Raw genomic sequence first — 11,736 nt, forward strand, 5'->3', positions numbered from 1 at the left:
TCCCATCATCGTCCACAGTGGACACCCGTACCGTGCGGTCGCTCAGCCGGGTGGGCCGGGCTTGCTGCTCTTCGTCGTCGGCGGGCCGGGCTTGGTCTTGCTCGGCTTGCCCGAGGTGCTCGGCCGGTCGCTCGCGGCGGTCGTGTCCCGAAGCACCGAGGTGGCCTCGGTGCTTCGGGCGCCTGTCGGATCCGCGCCGGAAGCCGGGACCGCTTCGGTCACCACGACGGTGCCGTTGCTCGCCTTCGGGCCGTTGGTCGGCACTTGGACGGCCTCCGAATACTGCGCTGACTGCGCCGCCTGCGACCCCTGTCCCACCACCGGGACGGACGAGCCGGTGATCGCCGGGGGAAGCATCCCCTCCGGCTGGATCGGGGCGGGCGTTCCCGTCTGGTTGAAGGCCAGCATGACGCCGAGGGTGATGGCGGCGGCGGGCGCGCTGACGGCGGCGACGACCGCCGCCCGCCTGCGGGTCGCGGGCGCGAGACGGACCACCTTCGTCCCGGTGGAATCCTCCAGCAGGATCCGGGAAATGGCCGCGGCCGTCGGGCGCTGTGCCGGCTTCCTCGCGGTCATCCCGCGCAACAGCGTCGTCATGGTCACCGACAGCCCGCCGGGAATCCGCGGCGGCCGGTGCAGCCGCCCGACCGCGGCCTCGACCGGTGTCCCGGTGTACTCCCGCTCGCCGGACAGGCATTCGAGCAGGACCAGGCCGAGCGAATAGATGTCCGCGGGCGGGCCCACGTTCTCGCCGCGGACCTGTTCGGGCGCCATGTACGCCGCCGTGCCGACGACTCCGCCGGTCTCGGTCACCCTGGTCGCGTCGAAGGCGTGCGCCACCCCGAAGTCGCCGATCAGCGGGCCGTCGCCGTCGAGCAGGATGTTCGCCGGTTTCAGGTCACGGTGGGTGATGCCGTGCGCGTGGACGTGCGCGAGCGCGTCGGTCAGCCGGGTGGCGAGTTCGACGACCTCGTCCTGGGGGAGCGGGCCGGACCGCAGGCGCTGGGCCAGGTTCGGGCCCTCGACCAGACGCATCGTGAGATAGGTGTAGCCGTCGTCGGAGCCCGCGTCGTACAGCGGGACGAGCCCGGGGTGGCGGACCGCGCTGAGGGTCTGGATCTCCTGCTCCCGGCGGCGCTCGTCCCTGGCCATCGTGTCCGCGTGGAACAGTTTCAGCGCGACTTCGCGCCCTTCGCGCAGGTCCCAGGCGCGGAACACGCGCGCGGTCGCGCCGCGGCCGAGCAGCTCCCCGACTTCGTACCGGCCGGCGAGCCTGCGCGGCAGATGGTCCGGGTCGTGGACGTTCAGGCTGAACCGGCGTTGCGTGGTCCCGGGGTCTTCTTCCTCATCACCACCAGCACGCGCACCCGCGTCGCCCATCGGTGCTACCTCCGTCTCACCGGCCGAACGCCGTATACCCGGTCCGGCCCCGGGCGAAACAAGGTTTGCGAGCGTACCGGAGATGAACAGGGGGTTCACCCCGAACGGCGGGCAACCGGGGCGGGGGCCGGACGTCCCGTGGTCATGAAGCCGAACCGGTGGGCCGCGCTCGCCGCCGCCGCACTGACCGCCCTGGCCGTCTTCACCCCGCCCGCCGCCGCCGGCGCGCCGGTGCCCGAGGGTTTCGCCCCCGCGTCGACGAGCTGGACCGGGCCGCGCCACGGATACGTCCTCGGGTTCTCGCCGTGCGGGAAACCCGGATGGTGCGCTTCGCTGCTGGCGACCACCGACGGCGGGAAGCGGTGGCGCCGCGTCGGTGAACCGCCGATCTCCTTGCCGGACAACCACAATCAGGTCAAACTCACGGTGATCGACGGGCGCGACGCGTTTCTCTCCGACGGCTCCCGGCTGCTCGCCAGTCACGACGGTGGCGTCAAGTGGTCCGAGGTCCGCCTCGCCGGGGTCCGGGAACCCTTCTATCTATCGAAGATCACCGAATCGGGGCCACGGGTGTTCGCGATGGTCACCGGATTCGGCACCCCGTCGACGACGACGCTGTACGCCGGGATCTCCGGCACGCGGCTGCTCCTGCCGGTTCCGGGGTTCACTGTCACCGGCTCCTCGACCTACGGCGATATCGCCACCAGCGGCGGGATCCAGGTTTCGATGGGGGCGGACCACCGCGTCCAGAAGTACTGGACGTCTTCGGACGGCCTGACCTTCGCGGCCGCGCCACCGCCTTGTCCGGCGGACAGCTCGGCTTCGCTGAGCGGCGTCCGGCGAGGGCAGGTGCTGGCGCTGTGCAGCGGGGGACCGGGGACGCCCCAGCCGGGGGCGACCGTCCGGCGGCTCTGGCGCGCGCCGAAGCTCGGCGGGCGGTTCACCGCGACGGCGCAGGCGCCCGCCCTGGGGATCGACCAGAGTTTCAGCGCGGCTTCGCCCACGGCGGCGACCGTCGCGGCGGAAGGCGGCGGCACCGGATTCCTGCACAGCACCGCCGACGGCGGATCGACCTGGACGACGACCGTGCTCAGCGGCCGCGGCGTCTGTCTCAACGATCTGGACTTCCCGGACGAGCGGGTCGGCGTGGTCGTGGACGGCCTGCCCGACGCCGAGGGCGGGTCCGCCGTGTACCGCACCACTGACGGCGGAATCACCTGGCACGAGCTCGGCTTCGGGTGATCGCCGCAGGTGGGCAAGGCCCTTGGGGAGGTTCACGGGACCACACGCCATGTCGTAATCTGTGTACGGTCCGTCGATGTCGAGGGAGCCGTGGGCGCGTTCGCGCGGCCCGTGCGCGGCTGAAGGGTGGAACGTGTCCATGACTTCGGACGAGGTCCGGTCTGTGCCGAGGCGCCCGCTTCCCCTCGACTACAGCAAGCCCAACCTCGCCCGGATGAAGGACGTTCTGCTCGGCGGGCACGACCACTACGAGGTCGACAGGCGGGCGGTGGAAGACCTGCTCGCCCTCGCCCCCGACTCCGCGGCGATGGCCAAGGAATTCCGCTCCTGGGCGAACCGGGTGGTCCGGTTCCTCGCCGGTTCCCGCGGTATCGACCAGTTCCTCGACCTGGGCTCCGGCCTGCCGACCGCGGAGAACACCCACCAGGCGGCGCAGCGGTACAACCCGGACGCGCTGGTCGTGTACGTCGACCACGACCCGGTCGTCCAGGCGCACGGGCTGGCGCTGCTGGAGGATCTCCTCGTCCACGTCAGCGGCGCCGATCTGACCGATCCGGCGCGGACCCTCGCCGATCCGGTGGTCGCCGAACACATCGAGCTCGACCGCCCGGTCGCGGTGATCCTGAACTCGGTGCTGCACCACATCGAAGACCTCGGCGAGGCGCGGGCCGTCGTCCGCGCGTACGTCGACGCGATCGCGCCCGGCTCCTACGTGCTGATCACCCACGACTTCACGCCGGGGGAGGGTGCCCGTGGCGCGCTCGCCCGGAAGCTCGACGACCTGATGGCGAGCACCGGGCACCGCACCGTGCACCGCGGCCGCGACGAGATCGAGTCGCTGTTCGACGGGCTGGAGATCCTGGAGCCCGGCGTCGTCCACCTGCACGAATGGTGGCCCGAGGGGCCGCGGCTCGCGCCGCTGACCGAGCTGAACCACCTGAGCCTCGGCGGGGTCGGGGTCAAGCCTTAAGGGGCGGGTCTGCCGGAGCGGCATGTCGCGAAAGCCACTTTCGCGACGTCAGGCGTCTCGAAAGTGGCTTTCGCGACATGCGCGGAGGGGGCCGTCCTCGGGCGACGGCGGGAACGGCCCCGGCGCACCGGCGAGCGGCCGCCTCAAGCCCTCAGGGACCCGAACAACGCCGTCAGTTCGTCGTGCGCGGTCCCGAAGTCCTCGGTGTTGCCGGTGATGGCCAGTTCCAGCGTCTCACCGTCGGACAGCTCCAGCGTCAGGTACGCGGTGAGCTTCCGGCGGGGGAAACCGCCCGCGACGATGTCCTGGAACGGGATCCGCCGGGCGCCCGGTTCGGCGCGCAGATCGTCGAGGCCGCGCTCGCGCAGCTTCCGGATCCGCTTGCGGTCCGACACACCGCGTGCCCCGACCAGCCCGGCGAGGCCGCGGCGGATCAGCACCGAACGCGCCATCGGCAGCAGCACCACTTCGGTGTCGCAGACGATGAGGTCGTAGAGCTTCCGCTTGGCCTTGAGCGCGGTGAACATCCCGAGCATCCGTGCTTCGGCGGGATCCGGCTCCGGCTGGGGTTCCTGCTTGCAGAAGTACCCGGCCGGCACGCTCAGGAGCTGGAGGTTGTGGACCAGTTCGTCGACCGCGCGGGGGCTTCGCACCGCGGGGCCGACCAGTTCGGTGACGTCGAACGGCTCGCCGTCGCCGAGGCACAGTTCCCATCCGCCGCCCCAGTTCAGGCGGTGCGCGGCGACACCGTTGTCGATCATCGCGGCGGTGACGGTGTCGGCGAACAGTTCGGTGAGCAGGTCGAGGCCCTCCTCGCGGGACGGCGCCCGCAGCGGCTTGGCGAGCGCGTCGGCGTCCCCGTCGCGCAGCACCCGCACGACTTCGCCGATCGTGCCGCGCGGCGCCAGCCTGCTCTCGATCCCGGCCGAGGTCAGCAGCCTCGCGCCCTCCGCCACCGACGCGCGGCCCGCGCGTTTGACCACCTCGTCCCAGTCGGCGCGCGGTCCGACGTCGCGGACCAGCACGTTCAGCTCCGCCTCGGGCACGTCGATCTTCGGCGCGCCCAGGAGCGACCAGCCCGGCCGCGCGTCCGGCTTCACCGGGTTGTCCGGCACGCCCGCCAGCGCGGCGATCCGCCGCTTCGTGGGCGGATGACTGTCGTACTTCGACAGCTCCTCGCCGTCGATGATGTCGTCGGCGTACTCGGTCACCCAGTCCCGCTGGACGGGGTGGTTGAGGTACGACCGGAACCCCAGGAGGACGGCGGGAGTGCGCCGCGCCGCCGCGCCGAGCGACAGATAGCGCTCGGAGTAGTCCTTCCACAGCGGGCTCAGCGTCGCGACCTTCCGCAGCGCCGCGGCCGCCGTCCGGCTGCCCGCCGCGAGCACGGACGCCTCGTCGGCCTGCAGCTCCTGCCGCCGGTTCGCGGACCGCGCGATCAGGAGGTACAGCTTCGAGTACGCGGTGAGCAAGGCTCTGGCGGGCCCGCCGTCCAGCCTGTCGACGGTGAAGGCGAGCGTCTGGGTGCCGCGGTAGGTCAGCGCGAGCAGCCGGGTGTGGCCGCCGCTGTAGTGGCCGAGCTCATGCGCGAGCACCGCGCGCAGTTCGCTCACGCTCAGCGCGGCCAGCAGCGGCAGCCCGATCAGCATCGTGCGGCGGCCCGGCCGCAGGCCGAGGAACCGGGCGTCCTCGCTGACCGCGGCGTTGATCTCGCCGATCAGCACGATCTCGTCCGGCGGCCGCGTCTTCACCTGGGCGGCGAGGTCGTCGATCATCCGCCACAGCGCGGGATGCGCGTCGCGGTCCAGCCGCGGCCCCTCGATCGGGGGACGTCGCGCCCGCAGCGCGCTCACCAGCCCGAAGCCGAGCGCGATCATGATCGCGAGCCCGCCGAGCATGACGTAGGTGCCGATCTTGCCCTGGATCCGCAGGCCCGCCAGCACACTGGCGGCACCCACCGCGACGACCACCACCGGGAACGCCACGAGCAGAAGTGTCGCGAGGACGGCGCGTCCTCGGGCCTGCATCGTCGGTTACCTCTTTTCGCACCAGTGCCGTCTGTGCGGCCGAATAGTAACCGGCTACGCAGCGGGCTCGGGCGAAAACGAAGCGCTACGCCCGCTACCTGCGAAAGTCCGTGAAGGACTCCTTGAGGGACCCAGAGTCCCTCAAGGAGTCCTTCACGGACTTGGGCTACGCGACGTTGAAGGTGTCGGGGTCCGGCCCGGTCCGCTCACCCCGGTCCAGCACGGACAGCGAAGCGATGTCCTCCTCCGACAGCGTGAACCCGAAGACGTCGAGGTTCTCCTTGATCCGCGACGGGGTCACGGACTTCGGGATCACGACGTTGCCGAGCTGCAGGTGCCACCGCAGGACGATCTGCGCCGGCGTGCGGCCGTGCTTGGTGGCCAGCGCGGTGATCGCGGACTCGCCGAGCAGGTCGCCGCCCTTGGCCAGCGGGCTCCACGCCTCGGTCGCGATGCCGTGCTTCGCGTCGTATTCGCGCACCTCGGCCTGCTGCAGGTACGGGTGCACCTCGACCTGGTTGACCGCCGGGGTCACGGAACCGGCCTCGGCCAGCCGTTCGAGGTGCGCGGGCTGGAAGTTGGACACGCCGATCGCGCGCACCCGGCCGTCGGCGTAAAGCTTCTCGAAGGCCTTCCACGTGTCGCGGTAGAGATCGCGCTCGGGCGTCGGCCAGTGGATGAGGTAGAGGTCCAGCTTCTCGAGGCCGAGCTTGGCCAGGCTGACGTCGAACGCCTTCAGCGTGGCGTCGTAGCCCTGCTCGCTGTTCCACAGTTTGGTGGTGATGAACAGCTCGTCGCGCGGGATCCCGGACTCGGCGAGCGCCTTGCCGACGCCCGCTTCGTTGCCGTAGACGGCGGCGGTGTCGATACTGCGGTAGCCCGCGTCCAGCGCGGCCTTCACCGCGGCGGTGGTGTCCTCGTCCGGCACCTGGAAGACGCCGAACCCGAGCTGCGGCATCTCCACCCCGTTGTTGAGCTTGACGGTGGGAATGTCGGTCACTTGCGTTCCTTTCATGGGTGTTTCCGGTTCAGGCGGCGGGGGCCAGTTCGGCGCGACGAGCCTTTCGCCGCCCGTGATCGAGCATGCCTGAGATGACCGCGACCAGCAGTCCGGCGAGCGCGAGCGCGGCGCCGATCCAGTTGGGCGCGGTGTAGCCGAGGCCCGCGTCGATGGCCTTGCCGCCGAGCCACGCGCCCCCGGCGTTGCCGAGGTTGAACGCGGCGATGTTGGCCGCCGAAGCCAGCGCGGGCGCGCCTTCGGCCTTGTTCATCACGCGGGCCTGCAGCGGTGCGACGGTCGCGAAACCGGCGGCGCCGAAGACCGCGATGGTGATCGCGGCGGGGAGCTGGGCGTGCGCGGTGAAGACGAACACGACCAGGACGGCCGCGAGCACGGCGAGGATGACGTACAGGCTGGGCATCAGCGACCGGTCGGCCGCCTTGCCGCCGAGCAGGTTGCCGACGAACAGGCCACCGCCGAACAGCACCAGCAGCCAGGTCACCGCGCCGGGGGAGAAGCCGGCGACCTCGGTCATCATCGGGGCGATGTAGGTGAAGGACGCGAACACGCCGGCGAAGCCGAGCGCGGTCATCGCCAGCGCGAGCCACACCTGCGGACGCCGGAACACGGCCAGTTCACTGCGCAGCCCGGCGCTCCGCGTCGTCGCCTGCACGGGGACCAGCGCGAGAATCCCGATCAGGCCGATCAGGCCGAGCACGCTGACCGCCCAGAACGTCGAACGCCAGCCCAGCGCCTGGCCGAGCGCCGTCCCGGCGGGGACACCGAGGACGTTGGCGACGGTCAGGCCGGTGAACATCATCGCGATGGCGCCCGCCTGCTTGTTCGGCGCGACCAGCGAGGCGGCGACGACCGCGCCGACACCGAAGAACGCGCCGTGCGACAGCGCGGCGACCACGCGGCCGGTCATCAGCAGGCCGTAGGTGGGGGCCAGCGCCGAAACGACGTTGCCGGCGATGAACAGGACCATCAGGCCGACCAGGACCGTCTTGCGCGGCACTCGCGACGCGAGCGCGGTCAGCAACGGGGCGCCGACCACGACGCCCAGCGCGTAGCCGGAGATCAGCAGTCCGGCGGAGGGGATCGAGACGCCGAAGTCGCCCGCGACCTCGGGCAGCAGGCCCATGATCACGAACTCGGTGGTGCCGATACCGAAGGCACTGATCGCCAGTGCGAGCAGAGCGGCAGGCATTGGAGGCTCACTTCTTCCCGTAGAGTGGTGTTGGCTGGCGTAAGCAACTACGGGCGTCTGAAATAGTTGCACGCGCCGTATATTGCACACGCTTGATGATGCATGACGCAACGAAGCTCGGGCAACCGGGGAAGAGGTGAACCGTGTCACTGGCCGACGACGCCGTGGAGGCACGCGCGCAGGGCTGGCGGACCCTGGCCGCACTGCACGCGCGAATCGAGGACGCGCTGGAGCGCGCGCTGGCGCAGCAGCACTCGCTGTCCGTCAGCGAGTACACCGTGCTGGACGTGCTCGCCCGGCAGGACGGTTTCCACCTGCGGATGAACCAGCTGTCGAACGCCGTCGTGCTCAGCCAGTCGGCGACGACCCGGCTGGTGTCGCGGCTGGAAGACCGGGGGCTGTTGCAGCGGTACTTGTGCCCGGACGACCGGCGGGGGATCTACACGGAGGTCACGCCGTCGGGGCAGGAGCTGCTCGCGGCCGCCCGGCCGACGCACGACGCCGTCCTCACCGACGCCCTGGCCGCCGCCGAAGAGCTCCCCGAACTCGCGCCTTTGGTCGCCGCGCTCGGAAAGCTCACCTTCGCCCGCTCCTGACCACCCCCGCGTTTCGTCCTCTAGTTGCGGTAGTTGGCATCGCGAACCACCGCAACTAGAGGACGAAACGCGGTCGGGGGCGTGTGCAAGGACCGCATTCAGAGGACGAAACGCGGGTCGGCTGGCAAGGTGAGGGCGTGGACGATCTTCTGTTGCGCCGGGTCCGGGTCGGCCTGGCGGGTTCCCTGTCGGACGTGCGGATCGAGGGCGGCCGGATAGCGGCCATCGCGGGCCCGGGGCAGGCGGGTGAGGCGTCGGAGATCCTCGACGGGCACGGCGGCACCTTGCTGCCCGGCCTGGTCGACGCGCACGTGCACACCGCCCAGTGGTCGGCCGCGCGCCGCCGGATCCCGTTGGGGGAGGCGACTTCCGCCGCCCACACGGTCGAGCTCGTGCTCGCCCATCTGCTGGCTCATCCGGCGCCGCCCGGCGAACTCGTGCTCGGCGCCGGGTTCCGCGACGGACTCTGGCCCGACGCGCCGCACAAGGATCTGTTGCAGAAGGCGCTGCCCGGGCACCCGGTCGCGCTGTTCAGCGCCGACCTCCACACGTTGTGGCTCAGCCCCGCCGCGCTGAAGCTCGTCGGCCGCGAGCATCCGACCGGGGTGCTGCTGGAGAACGACTGCATGAGCGCGACGGCCGAACTCCCGATCGCCCCCGACGACGTCATCGACGGCTGGGTCGCCGACGCCCTCGACGCGGCGGCCGCCCGCGGCGTCACCCGGATCGCCGACTACGAATACGCCGACACGGTCACCGACTGGCGGCGGCGGCAGGCGCGGAAACCCCTGCCGGTCCGGGTTTCCTGCGTGATCGCGAAGTATCTGCTCGACACCGCCATCGAACGCGGCCACCGTTCCGGGGACGTCCTGGCGGACAGCGGCGGGCTGCTCACGGTCGGCCCGTTCAAGCTGTTCGTCGACGGCTCGCTGAACACGCGCACCGCGTACTGCGTGGGCCACTACGCCGGAACCGAGACCCACGGGCTGCTCGAACTGCCGCCCGAGGAGCTGGAACCGTTGATGCGCAAGGCGGCCGAACACGGCCTTGCGCCGGCGGTGCACGCGATCGGCGACCACGCCAACAAGATCGCGCTGGACGCCTTCGCGAACGTCGGCTGCGCGGGCCGTATCGAGCACGCGCAACTGCTGTGCGCCGAGGACGTCGCGCGGTTCGCCGAGCTGGGTGTCGTGGCGAGTGTGCAGCCCGCCCACCAGCCGGACGACCGCGACGTCGCCGACCGGCACTGGCACGGCTGGACCGACCGGGCCTTCCCGTACGGCGCCTTGTACCGCTCCGGGGTGGCGCTGGAGTTCGGTTCGGACGCGCCGGTCGCGCCGCTGGACCCGTGGGACGCGATCGCGTCGGCGGTCAGCCGCACCGACGACGACCGCCCGCCGTGGCATCCCGAGCAGGCCATGCCGCTGGAGGCCGCGCTCGCCGCGTCGTCCGGTGGCCGGACGTCGGTGGCCGTCGGGGACGTCGCGGATCTGGTCGTCACCGCGGTGGATCCGGCGAGGCTGTCGCCGGCGGGCCTGCGCGACATCCCGATCACCGCGACGGTGATGGACGGCCGGGTCACCTACACGTCCTGAGTCTTTACTTGCGGTGGCGCACGACCTCAATGGAAGGGCATGGATCACCGTCTGCTCGACCGGCTCCGCGACCTCCATGGCTCCTTGAGCACCGACATCGGCGTCGTCACCCGGATGGTCGAGGACGACGTGCCACGTGCCGACGTCCTCCGTGATCTCGGGGAACGGCTCACCGACCTCGGCACGGCACTGCTCGCCCGTTCGGATGACGTCGACGCCGACGTACTCGCGAAGCTGCCGGACGACGGCTGGCTGCCCGAGGCGGGCGAGCGCCACCGGGCGCTGCTCGTGGCCCACCACGTCGGCGAGCGGCCGCTGCGCTGCGGGCGGATCTACCTCGCCGTCTGCGGCGCGCCGTGCTTCCCCTTCTACGGCAGGGACCGCTCCGGCCGGACGGCGCGGCACGAGCGGTGCCCGACCTGCCGGGACCGCCTGTTCCGGTGACGGCGGCTGCGCGCGGCGGCGAGGTGCGGCAGGGTCAGGTGACATGAGCACCGAGAAGCTCTTCCGGATCGCCATCACCCTGAAGGGGCTCGACGGCGCGTTGCAGCTGGTGGGCGGGCTCGTCCTGATGATCGTGCCGGCGACGGTCGTCTCCGGTTTCGCGCACACCGTGGTCACCCGCGACCTGCTCGGCGACCACGAAGGGACGCTCGCCAGGCACCTCGAACTGGCCGCCGGCCACTTCGCCGAGGGCCGGACGTTCGCCGTCGTGTACCTCCTGGCGCACGGGCTTATCAAACTCGGCCTGGTCTGGGCGCTGGCGAAGAAGGTGATACGGGCGTACCCCGTCGCCGCCGTGGTGCTCTCGGCGTTCGTGGTCTACGAGATCTTCCGCGCGATCCACACGCAGTCACTCGCGCTTCCGTTCTTCGCCGCCCTCGACGTGGTGATCGTCGTGCTGGTCCTGCGCGAGTACCGGCAGCTCAAACGGGATCGCGTCGCGGCCTGACCGCCCGGTTCAGGCCGCGACGCGAAACTTCTCCGTGGTGACGTCCGCGCCGGGCGGATCCACCACGAGCACGGTGGCGTTGTCGGAGCCACCGAGCGAAATCGCCGTCCGCACCAGCTCGGTGGCCGCCCTGTCCGGCATCCCGAGGATGTCGAGCATGGTCGGCCCGCTGAGCGTCTTGTGCACACCGTCGCTGGTGAGCACGAGCCCGCCGGTCGTGACGGTGGCCGTGCCGATCTCGTGCGCACCGGCCGTGCGGACGCTGGTGGTGACGACGTGTTCCATCCGCGGTGTCACGGGTTGTCCGTGGTCGCGGAAGTACTGCGCGAGCGTATGGTCCTTCGTCACCTGCCGCACGGTGTAACCGTCCCAAGCGTACGCCCGTGCGTCCCCGACCCACGCGATGCCATACCCCTCGTCGGTCCGCACGGCGACGACGAGGACGCAGTCACCGGCGTCGCCGAGCGCGAGCACGGCCCGCTGAGCAGCGAGAACGGCGCCGATCGCGCCCTGATCGACCGGGGTCCTGGCCGCCGCCGAGGCCGCCGTCCGCGCCGCGTGTGCCGCGTTCGGGTGATCTCCGACTCCATCGGCCAGCGCGAACGCGATCCCCCGGCCGCCCGGGGCCGCGTACGCCGCGACGGCGTCCGCGTTGTGCTCGCGCGGCCCCTGCGCGCTCGCCGTGTGCCAGTGCGGAAGCTCCCTCATGGTCTTCTCCTCACCCCTGGGTGATTCCCTGCTTCCAGGGTGCGCCTTGATCCTGT

The 11,736-nt window shown here is 71.3% G+C and carries 11 protein-coding genes; 6 read left to right on the forward strand and 5 right to left on the reverse strand.

The features are described from left to right. Positions 1–42: 42 nt before the first annotated feature. Positions 43–1,380: a protein kinase domain-containing protein gene (locus ACOCEP_RS20815; RefSeq protein ID WP_482339421.1), complete on the reverse strand. Its 1,338-nt coding sequence runs from the start codon at positions 1,378–1,380 to the stop codon at positions 43–45. Between the two features lie 144 nt (positions 1,381–1,524). Between ACOCEP_RS20815 and ACOCEP_RS20820 the strand changes: the two genes are divergently transcribed. Both ACOCEP_RS20820 and ACOCEP_RS20825 read left to right on the forward strand, forming a co-directional pair. Further along, complete coding sequence (locus tag ACOCEP_RS20820; RefSeq protein ID WP_482339423.1) at positions 1,525–2,622, forward strand: sialidase family protein; 1,098 nt, start codon at positions 1,525–1,527, stop codon at positions 2,620–2,622. A 139-nt stretch (positions 2,623–2,761) separates the two neighbouring features. After that, entirely contained in the window at positions 2,762–3,592 is an 831-nt protein-coding gene (locus tag ACOCEP_RS20825; protein ID WP_482339425.1) for an SAM-dependent methyltransferase, read from the forward strand. A gap of 143 nt (positions 3,593–3,735) precedes the next feature. On the opposite strand, the gene ACOCEP_RS20830 is transcribed toward ACOCEP_RS20825, so the two are convergent. The 3 genes from ACOCEP_RS20830 to ACOCEP_RS20840 form a co-directional block, all read right to left on the reverse strand. Next, a complete protein-coding gene (locus ACOCEP_RS20830) occupies positions 3,736–5,619 on the reverse strand; it encodes a M48 family metalloprotease (protein ID WP_482339427.1) in 1,884 nt (627 codons plus the stop codon). 166 nt (positions 5,620–5,785) lie between these two features. Beyond that, on the reverse strand, positions 5,786–6,619 hold the full coding sequence (locus ACOCEP_RS20835) for an aldo/keto reductase (protein WP_482339429.1): 834 nt from the start codon (positions 6,617–6,619) through the stop codon (positions 5,786–5,788). Between the two features lie 28 nt (positions 6,620–6,647). After that, on the reverse strand, positions 6,648–7,829 hold the full coding sequence (locus ACOCEP_RS20840; protein ID WP_482339431.1) for an MFS transporter: 1,182 nt from the start codon (positions 7,827–7,829) through the stop codon (positions 6,648–6,650). 143 nt (positions 7,830–7,972) lie between these two features. On the opposite strand from ACOCEP_RS20840, the gene ACOCEP_RS20845 reads away from it, so the two are divergent. From ACOCEP_RS20845 to ACOCEP_RS20860, 4 genes are all read left to right on the forward strand, one after another. Further along, positions 7,973–8,425 (forward strand): MarR family winged helix-turn-helix transcriptional regulator, encoded by a 453-nt coding sequence (locus ACOCEP_RS20845; protein ID WP_482339433.1) that lies wholly within the window; start codon positions 7,973–7,975, stop codon positions 8,423–8,425. 137 nt (positions 8,426–8,562) lie between these two features. Next, a complete protein-coding gene (locus ACOCEP_RS20850; RefSeq protein ID WP_482339435.1) occupies positions 8,563–10,020 on the forward strand; it encodes an amidohydrolase in 1,458 nt (485 codons plus the stop codon). A 39-nt stretch (positions 10,021–10,059) separates the two neighbouring features. Beyond that, complete coding sequence (locus ACOCEP_RS20855) at positions 10,060–10,464, forward strand: hypothetical protein (RefSeq protein WP_482339437.1); 405 nt, start codon at positions 10,060–10,062, stop codon at positions 10,462–10,464. A 43-nt stretch (positions 10,465–10,507) separates the two neighbouring features. After that, positions 10,508–10,972, forward strand: a complete 465-nt coding sequence (locus ACOCEP_RS20860) for a DUF2127 domain-containing protein (protein ID WP_482339439.1) — start codon at positions 10,508–10,510, stop codon at positions 10,970–10,972. Between the two features lie 9 nt (positions 10,973–10,981). Here the strand turns inward: ACOCEP_RS20860 and ACOCEP_RS20865 are convergent, their stop codons facing one another. Continuing rightward, entirely contained in the window at positions 10,982–11,680 is a 699-nt protein-coding gene (locus tag ACOCEP_RS20865) for a PP2C family protein-serine/threonine phosphatase (RefSeq protein ID WP_482339441.1), read from the reverse strand. Positions 11,681–11,736 lie beyond the last annotated feature (56 nt).

Source organism: Amycolatopsis sp. CA-211722, from assembly GCF_056828465.1.